Genomic DNA, 17,952 nt, shown 5'->3' with positions numbered 1-17,952 from the left:
GGGGTTCTTGTTTTGAACCTTGTTCTTTATGCTTGTTGTTCTGCTTGGATTATTCAGCCTCTACGCCGGAACTGATATCAGTTCCTCCGTCATTGTCATCAGATGAGCTGTCCTCAGAAGAACCATCTTTAGAGGAATCTGATTCGGAGTCGCCGGAGTCTCCGTCATGGGAACCCTCAATGGCGAGCATCGATGCATCCACCTGTGACAGACCGGATGGGTCGGCACAGTAATAGTCTCCGTCATCGGTTATCTTCACGGATATGACCACTGGACTTCGATATTCCATATTTGAGGTTTTCTCCTGGATTATATCTGCAACTCCCTGTGCGAATTGTGCCTCATAGTCTTCTTTTCCTGTATTGTTGTAATCACCGGCTGCGATCTTCTTGTTGGAGTCCTCAATATACGCAAATACGTCATCGAACACCTGGTTGAGAATATCCATAGGGTACACAGTTACATCAACGTAATAATCGTCTCCGTTTTTGTACGCCTGTGATACTTCATATTTTGCCTGGGAGTATATCGTCTTTGCAGTATCGTTGAATATATTCTTTACCTCGTCTGAGTCAGCATTTGCCAGTGAATAATGATTTATGAGCTGAACGGACAGGTAGTCTATGGTATCATCGTACATCGCCTGTGCATCATCTTTTGAACCGTCATTGTCGTCAACATAACCGTCAAAGCTGCCTTTGTAGTTAACATCCAAAATGTTTTGCATATATGTCTGATATGTTGTCTTTTTGCGATGCAGACATCCTGTTAGGGATGCGAGTGTGAAGGTGGTCGTAAGACCAAGTAACATCAGTCTGGAATATCTCTTTAAGTGGTTTTTCATCTATATTGATCCTCCGTATTAACAACAGTAAAAACTCTGTTTAGTGTAAAGTGCATAAATTACTTCTATATTATACAGCATAAACAATATAGCATAAAAATATTTGTTTGTAATCATAAAATCAATTAAATAAAATACAGAAACGACAAAAGTGCTTTGCTTAAACTATGATGTGTGATATAATATGAACCGCACTGATGCGCACCGATAAGGTAGTACAGCGGGATTGATTACATTTGACAAGAAGGTTATTGGCATAGCATACGATTACAATACGACTAAGTACGATTGGATTTTGGAGGTAAAGTCATGGCAAAACAGGTAGAAGAGATAGCAGATGAAAGAGTTGAGTCACTTAAAACTGTAAAATTCGGAGGATATGACAAAGCATCCGTTGACTACTATATTGACGAGCTCAAGGAGAAGCACAACAAGGAAGTTGAAGATCTGAAGGAGAACGTAAGTAAGCTCAGTGAGGCAGTGCTCAGTCTTAAGACGATGAGAGAGGTTAACATGACTGAGTCATCCAAGACTATAGAGACTTTGAAAAAAGCTAATTCAGACCTTGAGAGTGAACTTGAAGCACTCAAGGAGCAGGTGAATGCTTACAAGCAGAGAGAGCTTGAGAACGCTGGAAGATATGAGTCTATATCAAGAACACTTCTGGAGGCGAGAGAGAGCGCTGATGCACTTATCGCACAGACCGAGAAAGAGTGTACCGACAAAAAAAATACAATAACATCTGAACTTGAGGCTTATGAGACAGAAGTGAGAGACAGATGTACCAAGCTTCAGACAGACACAGAGATACAGTGCCAGCAGATGTATGACCAGACTGAGGCAAAGTGCAACAGCATGAAGGAAGAGGCATACGCAGAGGCTGAAAAGACTAGAAATAAGTCACATTCTGATGCGGAGGCACTCTCGGCAAAGACAGATTATGAGTGTAAGGTTATGCGTGAAGAGGCACAGAGAGATGCAGCGAACACAAGAAACGCAGCTACAGAGGATGCCACAAGACTTAGAAACAATGTTAAAAAGGAATGTGAGAGCGTGAGCAGATACATGTCAGATCTTTTATCATCGCTTGACAGTGTGGTTGCAGCGTGTGCTTCGACAAAGGAAGTTGCAGATAAGGCATTTACGGGGCTGAAGAGCGAAGCGACAGCTATGGTCAGTGACGCGGAGAATTCACAGCAGTAATATTTATGAATAAAGCAGATGCTCATGATATGATGAGTTCTGTGTATCAGCATGAAACTTTTCTATGGGCTTTTAATGTCATCATAGGAAAGTTTTATGTGTATAAAGGGATATTATACGAAATGGATAAATATAAATGGAGAAGATAGATGGAGATAAATAAACTTAGCAGCTATTCAGACTTTTTGGGAATAGTGGAATATCCTGCGGTGATGTTTTGTGAAGATGGAGAAGTCCTCAGTATTAACAATGCCGCAGTCAAGATCATAGGGACAGGTGTGGAGACACTTGGAATGGAACCTGACAAATTTATGATAAGCGATGAATTCTGGCCTACACTTGAGGATAAGAAGGCTCTCATTTGGCACAGACTTGCGCTTATAGTGAATGACAGTGAGCGATATATTGTAAGTGGATTTGTGAATCAGTTTGAGTACAAGGGCAAAAAGGCATATATGGTTCTTTTTGAACTGAGATCGGATGTAACCATCGGAAGCGTCAGTCTTGAGAGGATAATAAATCATATAGGGGTTGTGGCTCTGTACCTGTATAAGCCGGAGGGTGTATGGAGAACACGTTATGTGTCGAAGAACATAACAGAGTACGGATACACAGATGGCAACTTTTACAGCGGACTAGTTGGACTCAGTGATCTCATTCCAAAGAGTGATTATGATGTGCTCATAGGACAGTTGTATAAGGCTCAGAATACGAATATAGATGATTTCGAGATGGAGACAAGGATCGTGTCGTCCAGAAGAGATATAAGCAAGATGAGACTGAAGTGTCATATAGTCAGGACATCTGAGGGCGATATGGATGGAATAGAGCTTTTGTTCATCAAGGACAAGGAGACCGGATATAACGAGGATCAGGCTGCGTATATTCTGTCAGCCATGTCAAAAATCAAGAGCTTTGTCATGGTTCAGAGATATAACAACGGAAGACCAGAGTTCAAGTATATCACGCCTAACGCCAGGCAGATGGGTATCAATGTTGATGCCATAAGGCTTGGAGACAGACTTATAGAAGATTACATCCATCCGAAGGACAGAAGCAGGGTGTTTGCGAATGTCAAAAATGCTACAAAGCGCGAGGATAAGGATTATGAAGAGGAGTTCAGGATAGTTAACGACAGGGGAGAGATAATCTGGGTCAAGTCCCAGAGTTCCGTGACACAGGCGGAGGACAACTCCTACACAGTAGAATATTTCATATCTGATATAACGGACAAAAAGACTCTTGAGAACAGCGTTGAGAAGGCGAAAAAGGAATTTGACGACAAGATTTCTTATATTATGAAGGCGAACAGTCAGTCTGATAATGAGAGAAATCAGCTGGATACAAAGAAGTGGACGATGATAACCAAGGCATTTTCAATGCTTACAGGTCTATATACAACCATCATAGATCCTGTAGGTAAGAAGATGGTTGAGCCGGCGGGACCTCAGAAGCATATGGGTTATTTCTATGATATGTTCGAGAAACCTCAGTACAAGCAGATATACATGAAGCTCAATGAGGTGATACTCAGAAACAATGTTCCGGTCATGATGGATATGGATGATGATATTGACGGAAGTAAGATCTGCGGTGCTCCGATCATGATTGATGGGAAGCATGTTGCAACGTGGATCTGCTGTTCATACGATGCAGATGACGGAAAGCAGATGGAGAAGGTATATAAGGTACAGTGGCAGCTTGGAAGGATATTTTCCGAGTATGCATTCAGCTCGAACATACTGGCGAAGGAAGCGATACGTGCCAAGTCACTGGAAGTCATGATGGAGAACAAGGTTCAGTGGCAGAAGATACTTGTGGATTCCCTCAACAATTCAGATAAGAGCCAGCAGCAGGTTATAAATGATGTTATATCCCAGGTGGGTGAATGTCTTAATTCTGATGTTGCGGCTGTGTATGTCAGGGATGACGATGGAAGCCTTGACTGTCAGTATCTATGGTCAAAGAATCAGAGCATGTCGGCTGAAGAGTATGTATCAGACTGGCAGCGGGGCAATATAAGATTCAGATCATGGCAGAATGGACAGGGCAAAGTCCAGATGGCAGACAAGGGATATATGGTAATAGATGCCAGACATATAGATGATGTTGCGAAGAAGATTCTTACTGGAAGCACGGTTAAGAGCTTTGTGGCGGTGACGGTATATGTGAATGGACGCAGCGGTGCGGTGTTTGTACTTGCCAACACATCCGTGAATAAGATATGGTCAGTGGAGGAGATAGAATTTGCAAAGCAGACCTCTGAGGTCATAAGATGCTGCTTGGAGAAGATAGAGAGTGATGACAGTGTGAAGAGGATTAACAGTGTTCTTCTCGATACATATAACTACATGGATGAGGGCATATTTATAAGGGAAGTCGATACTGGAAAAGTACTGTTCTCAAACAAAGCATTAAATGATATGCTTGGCTATGATTTCACAGATAAAGATAGCAAGCTTCTTATAGAGAATCTGCGAGATAAATATAAGATTATGGGCGGTCCAGATCAGCATATAGGCGTTGAAGAGAAGGAAGTTAACTGGCGTAGTTACATAAGAAGCCTTGACAAGATCATGGATCTGACAGAAGTACGCATGAAATGGCTTGACGGCAGCAATGCATCTCTTGTAATATTAAGAGACGTGAACGAATAGAAGGGAGACTTGTTATGGCAAGCGCAGATATTGGTATAGATTTAGGTACAGCCAGTATCCTGGTATATGTAAAAGGAAAAGGCGTTGTATTGAAAGAGCCTTCTGTAGTTGCATATGACAGAGATACGAATAAGATAGTGGCAATCGGTGAAGAGGCAAGACTTATGCTTGGCAGGACTCCGGGTAATATAGTTGCCATCAGACCCCTCAGACAGGGCGTTATCTCGGATTACACGATAACTGAGAAGATGCTGAAGTATTTTATTCAGAAGGCCGTTGGAAGAAGTTACTTTGGCAGAAGGCCTAGGATAAGTGTATGTGTACCTTCTCAGGTAACAGAGGTTGAGAAGAAGGCGGTCGAGGATGCGACATATGCAGCCGGGGCCAGGGATGTTTCGATTATAGAGGAGCCTGTTGCTGCGGCGATAGGTGCAGGTATAGATATATACAGACCGTGTGGCAACATGATAGTCGATATAGGTGGAGGAACTGCAGATATCGCAGTCATATCACTTGGTGGCCCTGTTGTAAGTGCGTCCATCAAGGTCGCAGGTGATGATTTTGATGAGGCTGTCGTAAGATTTATGAGAAAGAAGCATAACCTTCTCATAGGAGAGAGAACCGCAGAGGAGATCAAGATCAAGATAGGTACATGCTACAGACGACCTGAGAATATAACACTCGACATAAGAGGAAGAAACCTTGTGACTGGACTTCCAAAGACGGTCACTGTTACATCGGATGAGACAGAGGAGGCACTTCGTGAGCCGGCATCACAGATATGTGAGGCTGTTCACTCTGTACTTGAGAGAACTCCGCCTGAACTTGCCGCAGACATTGCGGATAGAGGAATAGTTCTCACAGGTGGTGGAGCGCTTCTCCACGGACTTGAGGAACTTCTTGAGGAGAAGACAGGAATCACTACAATGACAGCCGAGGATCCACTCAGAGCTGTGGCGATAGGAACCGGCAAGTATATAGAGCTTTTGAGTGAGAAGAAGAACTAGTGTCTTTGGATCAGGGCATTGGTCTGGTATATATGACTTCGGATGAGCACTTTGGATAAGAATTTCAAGGGAGACAGAACTTGGTTAGAGAAGGATATGTAGAAAAGGTTATATATAAGAACGAAGACAATGGATACGCCGTCTTCACCGTAGAAGGTGAGGACGGCGAAGATGTTTTTGTGGGGAATCTGCGAGGCGTGGCGGAGGGCGTGTATGTATCTGCAGAGGGAGAATTTGTGGAACATCCCAGCTATGATCTGCAGTTCAAATTCACATCCTGTGAGATAAAGATGCCGGATGACATTATCGGCGTTGAGAAGTATCTTGGTTCAGGCGTGATAAAGGGTGTAGGCGAAGCCCTGGCGAAGAGGATCGTGAAGAAGTTCAAGATGGATTCGCTGAGGATTATAGAGGAGGAGCCTGAGAGACTTGCGGAGATCAGAGGAATATCTGAGAGAAAGGCAAGGGAGATAGCAGTCTCCTACAACGAAAAAAAAGAGATGCAGGATGCGCTGATGTTCCTCTCGGGACTTAACATTCCAGTGAATCTTGCGGTTAAGATATACAATGAATACGGTGACAGGTTATATGACGTTGTCAGGACAAATCCCTATAAGATAGCGGAGGATATAACCGGCATTGGATTCAAGACTGCCGATGAGATAGCGGACAGACTTGGCATAGGCAAGGACTCTGATTTCAGAGTCAGGGCGGCTATAATGTATGCGCTGTCGGGGGCGAACAGGCTGGGACATATGTATCTCCCGCAGAAGATGCTTGTAGACAAGACTTACGATCTTCTTATGAATGAATACATGCCGTATGATCCGGAGCTGGAGATGACTATATGTAATCAGATACTGGAACTGAGTGTTGCGGGAAAGATCATCGTAAAGGAGCTTGGATTAAATGGGGAGTCCAGGGATGTAGGATCAGAAAGTGAAAAAGCCGGGATTGAAGGATCCGAGAGTATGTTTGATGATGGATTTGATTCCGTGTTTGACACCCAGGCGGAAGTGCAGATAGATGCGCCTCCTGAAACACATACTGAGAATATAGTCTACCGAGTCGGTGACTACTATACGGAGCTGAATTCGGCGAGAATGCTCACCGCGCTTGATATAGACTTTTCAAAGGCAAAACTTAATATAGATAAGGTTATAAAAACTGTTGAGGACGAGGAGAAGATACAACTTGCGGATGCGCAGAGACAGGCGGTGGAAAAGGCAGTGGGACATGGCGTAGCCGTTATCACAGGTGGACCGGGAACAGGTAAGACCACCATAATCAATGTTCTTATCAGGATATACGAAAGCCTTCGCATGAACATAGTGCTGGCTGCTCCTACGGGGCGGGCTGCAAAGAGGATAACTGAGGCCACAGGATATGCGGCCCAGACCATACACAGACTTCTAGAACTCAATGGTGGTGTGGACGATGATGGTGATTCGGTATATGTATTTGCGAGAAATGAAAGCAATCCCCTGGAAGCGGATGTTATAATAATCGATGAGATGTCCATGGTGGACAGTGGAATATTCTACAGCCTTTTGAAGGCTGTGACTCCGGGTACTAGACTTGTCCTTGTGGGAGATTCCAACCAACTTCCATCAGTTGGCCCTGGAAACGTGCTCAAGGATATCATTGCCTCTGGAGTATTCCATGTGTCGGTTCTCGACAGGATATACAGGCAGGGAAAGGACAGCGATATCATAGGCAATGCCCACAAGATCAATGCGGGTGTACATATCGAGATAAAGAACAAGAGTGAGGATTTTTTCTTTATACCGAGAAATGGGTATAATGAGATAATATCTGAACTGAAGGTTCTGATGACAAAGCAGCTTCCATCATTTTTCAAGGTGAACAGTTCGGATATACAGGTTCTCACACCTATGAGGAAATTTGACCTTGGAATAGAGAATCTCAACAGACAGCTCCAGGAGATACTCAACCCATCCGGGAAGGGAAAGCCGGAGTATGTGAGAGGAGATGTTGTGTTCCGTCAGGGAGACAAAGTCATGCAGGTGAAGAACAACTACAAGCAGGAATGGAAGATAATGGATCCCACCGGCAGGTTTGCGAAAGAGGAAGGTGTCGGTGTGTTCAACGGAGATATAGGATTTGTCAGGACGGTGGATGACTATGACCAGAAGATCATAGTTGAATTTGACGATGGAAGACAGAGTGAGTATCCGTATAACCAGCTGGAGGAGCTGGAGCATGCGTTTGCGATAACTATCCACAAGTCCCAGGGAAGTGAGTACCCGGTGGTGGTTCTTCCGCTTCTCAGATGCCCGCCAAAGCTTCTCAACAGAAACCTTCTGTACACTGCGGTGACAAGGGCAAGAAGATGTGTGGTCATAGTCGGCAATATAGGACTGGCAAATGCCATGATAGACAATGAAGATGAACAGAAGAGATTTACCACATTTGCGCTACGGCTCAGTGAGGCTGCCGAGGGCGGAGCGTGACAGATGATAGCTATGAGTTCAGAGAAAAGTAGAATAGAGGAACAGATTGAGAATATTTGACATTATCACGGATCTGATATTTCCGCGTAGATGTGCTATATGTGATGAGGTCATTCCATATGGTGGGGGATCTGTGTGCAGCAGTCACACAGACCTGCCCTATGTGAAGCCTCCTGTGTGCATGAGGTGTGGGAAAGAGATCGATTCTGAGGAAAGAGAATTCTGTCTTGATTGTGAGAGACATTTCAGGAATTTCGAGAAAGGGTTTCCGGTGTTCAACTACCTAGAGCCCGTCAAGACCAGTGTCCTGGCGATAAAATATCATGAGAAAATAGAATATTGCGATTTTTATGGAAAACAGATGGCGGACAAGGTGCGTCCTTATGCAGCCCAGTATGGGATAGATGCAGTAACCTGTGTTCCTCTTCACAGGAAAAAACTCAGGAAAAGAGGGTACAATCAGGCTCAGGAACTTGCCAGGGTGGTGGCGGATGAGCTTGGACTTCCGCTGCGCTCAGATATGCTCGTGAGGGACAGATATACCGCGCCCCAGAAGTCACTCGACAATCTGGAGAGGGCAAACAATATAAAAGAGTCCATGACTATTGGCAAGGTTTATCCACAATACAAAAACATACTCATAGTGGATGACATATACACGACAGGAGTCACTATAGACGTATGCGCCAGTCTCCTAAAGGAAGCTGGCGCGTGTAATGTGTATTATTCATCTGTATGTATAGGCAAGGGACGTTAGTCCTGAGTGCTGTCATCGGTATCTGTAGTTTCCACTGTATCTGTAGTTTCCTTAATGTGGAAATCTTCATCAGCTTTGTTATCTTCCTCTGGCATATATTCGCGGAAGATGTGCACAAATATGAGGGAACAGAGGTATGCGTGAAGCCCTGCAGCACATATGAGCATGATTCCAAGAACTGTAGAGTTCAGATAGCTCATCACGACCATGAGAGCGGTGATGGCTGTGAGCAGCAGTGTCCACGGAAGGTTCTTGATGGACAGCAGGAAAGCGTTCTTGATAGTCGTCTTGACGGTGTTCTCAAACTGTGCTTGAAGTGGAAATACATATAGCACTGTGAACAGGTATATCAGGGACATGATGGTGAAAATGACCATCATACTCTTGAGATTTTTATTGATGGCAAAGTACATGTCGAAGACACATATAAAACCTGCGATCAAAGCCAGAATACCGATGCCAGTTGCCTGCTTAAAGTTGTCCTTAAAACTCTTGAAGAACATCTTTACCACCCCACCCTGTCCATTTCGGATACACTTCATGGTGGTATAGTAGAGTGCAGTGGTGGATGCTCCTATTGTGAGAACTGGCAGGGAAGTCAGCAGCCATAAAAAGTGCAGTATGACTATATCACACACGATGGTTAAAAAGTTCATAACGGGATTGTCTGTTGTAACCGATCTGATCAAAATAAAATACCTCTCTTTCTGTCTGATAATCAAATATATCAATGTCCTTCATTATAATATGTATCCGGCAATATATACAATAAAATAAGTGTGAACAAAGTAGAAACTATTCCATTAGATCTGCAGCGGTAAGGGTTGCAAGGGTATCCACATCTATCTTGTCCATTGAAACAATACGTGTGGCCTGTCTTGAAATAGCAGACTCCATAAAGTTTCGTACCTCACGGGCATTGGCAAATGTCTCGTCGTGGTTTGCTGCCTTGTCTGCCCAGTAGTTCTGTGCGTAATCGCGGGCGGCATCATCCAGCTTGTATTCCTGCTTTGAACACATGCTCTCGAATATGGACATCAGTTCATCGCCTGTGTAGTCCTCAAATGTGATGAACTTGTTGAATCTTGAGCGCAGCCCTGGATTGGAACTTAGGAATTGCTCCATCAGGTCAGGATATCCGGCTACGATGACTATGAAGTCATCCCTGTGATCCTCCATGGCTTTAAGAAGAGTGTCCACGGCCTCCTGTCCAAAATCGTTCTCGCCCTTTCCGGCAGTGAGGGTGTACGCCTCATCTATGAACAAAATGCCGCCTAGTGCGGACTCTATGACCTCAGATGTCTTGATGGCTGTCTGACCGATATAGCCGACCACAAGGCCTCCGCGGTCGACCTCTACAAGCTGTCCCCTTGACAGAACCCCCAGTCCTTTGTAGATATTGGCAAGAAGTCTGGCAACGGTTGTCTTTCCTGTACCTGGATTACCCGAAAATACGAGGTGGAGGGATACGGATGGCTGTTTCATGCCATTTTCTTCACGGAGCTTCTTGATCTTCAGGAGGTTTACAAGGTTTGTGATATCCTTCTTCACACTCTCAAGTCCGGTCATGGAGTCGAGTTCTTCAAGAAGAGTATCCACGTCCTTCACCGGTTCCGGTTTTGCTGTGACAGTAGTGGATCCGGTCTGGTTTGCTGTTGGAGTGTTCTTAGGCAGTGCGTTATATTTGTCGAGAAGCGGGCTTGGATCTATCGCGTAAAGGTTCATGGACTTCAGGTACTTGTCAAGCATCAGGCAGTAGCCGGTGAGCTTCGCAATCTCGCCTTCGTCTGTCAGGTTGTTGCAGGCGATAAATTCCTGTCCCATGAGTTTGAATGTCCGTACATAGTCTCTTGAACGGTACACCGCATTGGGATTAACCTTCATGCGGGCAAGGTCACCCTGAACGAAATACGTCAGTGAACGGGGCGGAGTGCTGGCGAAATCTCCGGTCGTCCTCTCGTATTTGAATGTGCGGAACCTGTCAGTTGTAAAATGTTGATTCAGATATTCGCGGATGAATTTTATCTCCAGGGTAAGTTCAGCCTGGTTAGAACTGGACAGATATGCAAGAAACTGAAGAACATCGAACTGCAGCATCTCCCTTGTCTTGAGCCCTGCTTTCTGACGTGCACCATAGCCGTCGTTGTCCAAAGAATCGGCAAATGAATAGCAGTTATCCAGTTCGGCTTTCAGTGAGTAATTCATAAGTAAGTTCCCCTTTCTTTTTCACGATGAACATAATCAATTCTATTGTAAAGCCTTTGTCTATTGTAATCAAATAAAGTTTTGACCGGTTAAGCCATTTATTGTGTCATATTTGGAATTAGTATGTTAGAATAACCACTATATGGACAAATGATGCGTGTACATAACTAACATGACAGGAGACAGGTGATATGAGATTCAGACCATGTATAGACATTCACAATGGACAGGTGAAACAGATAGTTGGAGGAAGCCTCTGCGATGAGGGCGACAGGGCGGACGAGAACTTTGTGTCACATCAGGATGGCAGTTTTTTTGCTGATCTGTATAAGAAATATGGGCTTACAGGCGGACATATCATCTTGCTGAATCCGGCATCCAGTGAGTATTATGATGCGGATGTGAATCAGGCAAGGCTTGCCCTTGAGGCATATCCGGGAGGTCTGCAGATCGGTGGCGGAATAAATGCCGGCAATGCGGAGAAATTCATAGATATGGGTGCATCCCATGTCATAGCAACATCCTTTGTGTTCAGGGATGGCGAGATAAATTTCGACAACCTGAATGCCCTTGAGAAGGCTGTCGGCAGGGAACATCTCGTGCTGGATCTGTCATGTCGTAAGAAGGATGGGGAGTATTACATTGTCACTGACAGATGGCAGAAATTCACCAATGTAAAGGTGGACGATGATACGCTTGATATGTTGTCTGAGTACTGTGATGAGTACCTGGTCCACGCTGTGGATGTGGAGGGCAAGGCCTCCGGTATCGAGGAGCATGTGGCTGACATGCTTGGACGATGGGGGAAGCTGCCTATGACATATGCGGGAGGAGTGGCATCATTTGACGATCTGGAACAGCTTAGAAGTCTTGGAAGGAACAGGATAGATGTGACGATAGGGAGCGCACTTGATATCTTCGGGGGACACATGGCGTTTCAGGACATTATAAGGTTTATGGAGGGTAAATAATGGCGAAGATGAGAAAGGTACTTGCAGTTACCATGGCAGCGGCTATGACCATGTCGATGCTTGCCGGTTGCGGGGACAAGAAGACAGACGGTACAGAGGAGCAGACAGTGCAGAGCACTGAGACGGAGTCGGGGGATGTGTCCACGGAGACAGAGGAGACAGAGACATCTGAGGCGGTCACTGAGGAGGAGAACAGTCAGGTGACAGATGGGGATGTGCTCGTTGATCTGAATTTTGATGACAATGATACAGATGGATGTGCCACATATTTTAACGGCGGTCAGGCGGAACTGCTTAATGAGAATGGTGAGTTGTGTCTTGATGTGACATCGACAGGCAAGCTCGACTATGCAAACCAGATATTTTATGACGGATTTGCACTCAATCAGGATTGTGTATACGAGCTTTCATTTGATGTTCACAGCACTATAGAGAGGGCACTTCAGTACAGGATACAGATAAATGGCGGAGATTACCATGCGTATGTCATGGACGAGGCGATGGTTGGAACAGACACGCAGCATGTTTCGACACAGTTCACCATGAGCGAGGAGTCGGATCCGGCGCCTAGACTCTGCATGAACCTCGGGCACTTTGAAGGCAAGGGTGATGACAGTACTCCACATAAGATATATTTTGACAATATAAAGCTTACGGTCGTGGATGCATCAAAGGCACAGCAGGTCGAGTCCATTCCGGAGCCTAAGATCGTAAATGTCAACCAGCTCGGATATAAGAAGAATGCCCAGAAGCTTGCGACCATAACAAATGAGTCGGCAAAGACATTTGATGTTGTGGACGTTGCGACAGGAAAGTCTGTTAAGACGGGCGAGCTTGGCGACTGGCATTATGATTCCGGCGCTGATCTCAGATATACGATCGTGGATTTCAGCGATGTGAATGCTGAGGGTACATACAAGATAACAGTAGATACAGGTGAGGAGTCATACGAGTTCCAGGTGAAGGATGGAATATATGACGATATTTATAAGGCATCAGTTCTCATGCTCTATGACCAGAGATGTGGAACAGCACTTGACAGCGCAGCTGCAGGTGATTTTGCCCATGAAGCATGTCATACCGGACAGGCTATAGTGTACGGATCAGATGTGGCAAAGGATGTGACCGGCGGCTGGCATGATGCAGGAGACTACGGCAGATATGTGGTTCCGGGGGCGAAGGCTGTGCAGGATCTTTTGCTCACATATGAGGACTCAGCTGAGGCTGCAAAGGATGACACTATAGGAATACCTGAGAGTGGCAATGGGGTTCCGGATATTCTCGATGAGGCGAGATACGAGCTTGACTGGATGCTCAAGATGCAGGATGAGAACAGCGGTGGTGTATACCACAAGGTTACAGGTGAGGTGTTCCCTGAGACTGTTCTTGCAGTTGATGAGACAGCACAGATGATACTGTCACCTATATCCACTGCAGCCACGGGCGATTTTGCCGCAGTCATGGCAAAAGCCTCAGTTATATACAGGGATATAGATAAAGATTTTGCAGATACATGTCTTGCTGCGGCCCAGAAGGCATGGAAATATCTCGAAGAGCATGAGGAAGATCCGGGATTTACAAATGTTGGAGACATAGTAACAGGTTCTTATTCGGATGGAAGAATGACTGACGAGTATCTGTGGGCAGCTGCAGAACTCTATATAGCGACCGGGGATGAGAGTTACAACGACTATGTCAAGAAAACCGTCAAGACCAGCGTGAAGTATGGCCTTGGATGGGCTGACGTAGGTTACTATGCGATATACGACTACTGCATGAATGTCAAGGATTGTGAAGCTGAGAAGGCCATCCTCAAGGAGGGCGCAGATGATCTTGTCAAGAATTATGGCAAGTGCGGATTTGGCTCTGCAACCGGCGGTGAGTATGTATGGGGAAGCAATATGGCTGTGGCAAATGACGGAATGTTACTGCTCATGGCTTCAAAGGTCTTCGGTGATGATTCTTATGTCGATTATGCCGCAGACCAGCTCAACTACCTGCTCGGAAGGAATCCGGTCAGCTACTGTTATGTGACAGGTTACGGTTCACAGACACCGGAAAATCCACACCACAGACCATCAGAGGTCCTTGGAAAGGCAATGCCTGGAATGCTCATAGGCGGTGCAAATGGAAATCTTCAGGACCCATATGCGAAGGCGGTCCTTGCTGACATGGCACCGGAGAAATGCTATGTGGACAATGCACAGAGCTATTCATGCAACGAGGTTACGATCTACTGGAATTCACCACTGGTATATCTGCTTGCGGCTATGAAGTAGATGGAGCTGACGAAATAACAGACATCAAAATTAATAACATGTAACTATCAATAGAACATCATATTTGTTATAACTATTGAATAGTATAAACAGGGTATGCATGTCAGGAATACTATCAGATGAGGTATTCCTGACTCTGTGTACATGTATGAGATATAAGATATGAGGAAACGGTATAGTGATATGAATATATATTTGGACAAGATAAAGAAACTCATGGAGAAAGAGATGGTCAGGTATGTGATAGCCGGAGGAATGACAACGGCTGTTAACCTGGTATCTTTTTTTGTACTTAGATTAGTCACTGATCTGACTAGGAGTGAAGCCAATGTCATAGCGATCATGCTGGCTATACTATTCGCATACTTTGCAAATGGATTTTATGTGTTCAGATCAGAACAAAGGAAGCGTGTCGGAGAGATCGTCAGGGAATTCGTATCCTTTGTGGGAATGCGTCTGTTCGCAATGATCGTCGAGGTCGTTGGCACCAATCTGCTCTGCGATTCGTTCAGATATAATGAGCTTGTTTCTAAGATAGTGGTACAGCTAGTGGTACTAGTCATCAACTATATTTTCAGCAAATGTTTTGTGTTCAAAAAGAATAAGAGATCACTCAGAGATATACTGTCGGACAATTATATTATGGTCATATCGTTCCTTGTACCGGCTGTGTTCATGCTGGTGCTCTGGATCATAGCGGAGATCGGTCCATTTGGCGGCCACAGTCTGACTATGGTGGATAGTCTTCACCAGTATCTTCCGTTTTTCTCAGATTACCATGATAAGCTTCAGAATGAGGGAAGCCTTTTTTACACATGGGATATTGGTATGGGAAGCAATCTGTTGGATATAATCGCATACTACATGTCATGCCCTCTGAATTTTATCATAGTTATATTTGACAGAGAGCATCTGTATGTGGCTATGTGTCTTCTGATAAGTATAAAGATCGCTCTGTCGGGACTTACCATGGCAAGCTATCTCGGATATAAATGTAAGGATAAGAACAATGTGTTCATCATACCATTTGCCATTGCATATGCACTCAGCAACTATGTGATCGGTTATTCATGGAACCTCATGTGGATGGATTGTATACTTATACTTCCTCTGGTCATTCAGGGATTTGAGCAGATGATGGAGGATGGAAGCAACTATAAGCTGTACACTTTGAGTTTGTTTTACGGACTCCTCTGTAATTACTATATATGTTTCATGATATGCATGTTTCTTGTGTTGCAGTTCATCATGACGAACCACAAGAACATATATAAGGCCGCCGAGGACACACTGAGATTTGCAGGAACATCCGTGCTTGCCGCTGCGATGTCTGCATTTCTGCTGATTCCGGCATATATTGGACTGAACACAACGGCATCAGCAACCAGACACTACCCGAACTGGGAGTGGTATGGCAGCATCTGGGATATGATAAAGCAGATGTTTGTATTCACACCGCCGATAAAGAGCCAAGGGTTTGACGGAGGTGTCAATCTGTACTGCGGTACATTTGCGATACTTCTTATAGGTATATACATATTTAATACGAAGATAAAGTGGTATGAGAAACTGAAGAATATCATATTGCTGGTGTTCCTCATGATGAGCTTTAACAACGTGCTCCTCAACTATATCTGGCATGGATTCCACGACCAGTACGGAATACCAAACAGATTCTCATTTCTGTTTATATTTGTCCTGTTATCCATGGGATACGAGGCTGTTGTAAACATTGACCGTAAACAGGTTGTGGGTGTCATGGCTGGAATTATAGTCGCATTTGGCTTTTTGGTATATGCAGACAAGAATATAGAATTTGACAAGACAGTCATCATGCTCACATGGGGACTGTTTGTGACATATTCTATTGTTATGATGCTGATGAGTATGCTCAAGGGTAAGGGAAGGTTTGTGATGTCTATAGTCATGGCTGTGCTGTGCCTGACGGAAGTTGTGTTCAGCGCGGGCAAGGGCTACGAGAGCAATGGAACAGTGTACATTCCAGATTATTATGGCGATGCTGAAAATCTCCAGGCAGCCATCGACTCAGTAAAACATGACGGTTCCTCTTATAGATCGGAGCTGGTTGAAACTAATGTGGTGGATGAGTCCACATACTACAATATGCAGGGCGTGAGCCTGTTTGGATCGACGGTGTCAAATGATCTGGTAAATGCGATGCACGGACTTGGATTTTACACTGGTGCAAATGAGTTTCTGTTTGACGGAGCAAACCCTGTATCAAGCGCAGTCCTTGGAATAAGATATGTGTTTAGGAGATCTGATGAATATATGTCATACGACATGAATTATCTGGATACTGTAGGGGATGTGGATATATATCAGAATGAGCGCGCACTTAAGCTTGGATTCATGGTAAACAACAACCTTAAGGACTGGACCAGCGATGCGGGAAATATGTTCGAGAGTATCAACGATTTTGTGGAAAAGTCCACAGGAGTTGCCGGAATATTCAGCCAGATATACCCTGAGATCACAGGTTCCAGCAATGACATAACCATAACACACGACAATCAGTACAGTGAATATTTTGCGCTGTCAGATATAACACCAGGAATAACCAGTTTCAGTCTGAGCTTTGACATAACAGAGGAACAGAATGATCTGTATATGATAGCGAACTGTAACGGAATAACCAAGATCAGGACATATGTTGACGGCCAGGAACAGAACTATGAAAGACTTCAGTATCAGACGTACCATATTGGACATATGTCAAAGGGTGCCCATGTGGAGATAGAATACTGCTTTTCAGATGGTGTGCCGGACAACACATCGGCAAGGCTTACCCTCGCGACAATGAATGGTGCGGCGTTTGATGTGGCATATGAGAGATGGTCGAAGGATCAGTTTAAGACCTCGGTATTTGAGGATGGATATGTGAAAGGACAAATTGCACCGGAGGAAGACGGGCTTATGTTCACCTCGATACCGTACGATTCCGGATGGACTGCTTATGTCGATGGAAAGAAGACCGAGATCCAGACTGTTGCGGGTGCGTTCATAGCACTTGACCTCAAGGCGGGTGCCCACACGATAGTGTTTAAGTATTTCCCTAGGGGGCTTAAGCCGGGAATATTGTTCACGCTTATTGGATGGCTCGTGTTCGCATTCCTTATGAACGCGAAGACTATAAAGGAAAAAAAGAAGAGTATAAAAGCTGCTAAGAAGGAAACTGCAGCCAGCGATGCCGCGGGGGAAGCAGATATCCAGAGCGAGGAAGAACAGAATGAGGATGTCATAGATGCAGATCACTGGAATAAGAATCCTCAGAACGGGGGTGACAATGGGGAGTCCGATGAGTATATATTTGAGGAGGACACAACAAAGCTTGAGGAGGCGATGAAGCTTGCCGAGAAGCTGTATAAAAACAATCAGAAAGATCAGGATGTGTCAAAATGAAAATATAGTCTATATTGTACAAAATGATGAATATTTTTTGTGAAAATTTCAGCATAAAAAACGATGTGAGCGTTGACCTGGTTTGTTATTTATAATATAATGTAACTATGTGGTTGCTCGTAAACATATTTT

At 44.6% G+C, this 17,952-nt stretch carries 11 protein-coding genes; 8 read left to right on the top strand and 3 right to left on the bottom strand.

Features of this window, described 5'->3' with window-relative positions:
- Positions 1-49: 49 nt before the first annotated feature.
- Positions 50-844, bottom strand: a complete 795-nt coding sequence (locus NQ536_RS13000; protein WP_022058609.1) for a hypothetical protein — start codon at positions 842-844, stop codon at positions 50-52.
- Positions 845-1,153: 309 nt separating this feature from the next.
- On the opposite strand from NQ536_RS13000, the gene NQ536_RS12995 reads away from it, so the two are divergent.
- The 5 genes from NQ536_RS12995 to NQ536_RS12975 all read left to right on the top strand — a co-directional run bounded on the left by NQ536_RS12995 (position 1,154) and on the right by NQ536_RS12975 (position 8,942).
- Complete coding sequence (locus NQ536_RS12995) at positions 1,154-2,047, top strand: hypothetical protein (protein WP_004852471.1); 894 nt, start codon at positions 1,154-1,156, stop codon at positions 2,045-2,047.
- 149 nt (positions 2,048-2,196) lie between these two features.
- Positions 2,197-4,704: a PAS domain-containing protein gene (locus NQ536_RS12990; RefSeq protein ID WP_004852468.1), complete on the top strand. Its 2,508-nt coding sequence runs from the start codon at positions 2,197-2,199 to the stop codon at positions 4,702-4,704.
- Positions 4,705-4,718: 14 nt separating this feature from the next.
- The gene (mreB, locus tag NQ536_RS12985) at positions 4,719-5,711 is read left to right on the top strand and encodes a rod shape-determining protein (RefSeq protein ID WP_004852466.1); all 993 of its coding nucleotides are present in this window, start codon (positions 4,719-4,721) and stop codon (positions 5,709-5,711) included.
- An 80-nt stretch (positions 5,712-5,791) separates the two neighbouring features.
- On the top strand, positions 5,792-8,185 hold the full coding sequence (gene recD2, locus NQ536_RS12980; RefSeq protein ID WP_004852464.1) for an SF1B family DNA helicase RecD2: 2,394 nt from the start codon (positions 5,792-5,794) through the stop codon (positions 8,183-8,185).
- Positions 8,186-8,231: 46 nt separating this feature from the next.
- Entirely contained in the window at positions 8,232-8,942 is a 711-nt protein-coding gene (locus NQ536_RS12975; protein WP_044998236.1) for a ComF family protein, read from the top strand.
- On the opposite strand, the gene NQ536_RS12970 is transcribed toward NQ536_RS12975, so the two are convergent.
- Positions 8,939-9,631, bottom strand: coding sequence for a YesL family protein (locus NQ536_RS12970; RefSeq protein WP_155803876.1), 693 nt, complete (start codon positions 9,629-9,631; stop codon positions 8,939-8,941). The two genes, NQ536_RS12975 and NQ536_RS12970, sit on opposite strands and share 4 nt — an antisense overlap.
- A gap of 106 nt (positions 9,632-9,737) precedes the next feature.
- On the bottom strand, positions 9,738-11,147 hold the full coding sequence (locus tag NQ536_RS12965) for an AAA family ATPase (protein ID WP_004852458.1): 1,410 nt from the start codon (positions 11,145-11,147) through the stop codon (positions 9,738-9,740).
- Positions 11,148-11,338: 191 nt separating this feature from the next.
- On the opposite strand from NQ536_RS12965, the gene hisA reads away from it, so the two are divergent.
- The 3 genes from hisA (at position 11,339) to NQ536_RS12950 (ending at position 17,820) form a co-directional block, all read left to right on the top strand.
- On the top strand, positions 11,339-12,118 hold the full coding sequence (hisA, locus tag NQ536_RS12960) for a phosphoribosylformimino-5-aminoimidazole carboxamide ribotide isomerase (protein ID WP_004852456.1): 780 nt from the start codon (positions 11,339-11,341) through the stop codon (positions 12,116-12,118).
- The gene (locus NQ536_RS12955) at positions 12,118-14,397 is read left to right on the top strand and encodes a glycoside hydrolase family 9 protein (RefSeq protein WP_004852454.1); all 2,280 of its coding nucleotides are present in this window, start codon (positions 12,118-12,120) and stop codon (positions 14,395-14,397) included. Before hisA ends, NQ536_RS12955 begins: the two co-directional genes overlap by 1 nt.
- A 183-nt stretch (positions 14,398-14,580) precedes the next feature.
- Positions 14,581-17,820: a YfhO family protein gene (locus NQ536_RS12950; protein ID WP_259805367.1), complete on the top strand. Its 3,240-nt coding sequence runs from the start codon at positions 14,581-14,583 to the stop codon at positions 17,818-17,820.
- Positions 17,821-17,952: the final 132 nt, after the last annotated feature.

Origin of the sequence: Coprococcus eutactus (genome assembly GCF_025149915.1) — a bacterium.
GTDB lineage: Bacteria > Bacillota > Clostridia > Lachnospirales > Lachnospiraceae > Coprococcus > Coprococcus eutactus.
This window is presented reverse-complemented; position numbering and strand designations above follow the sequence as displayed.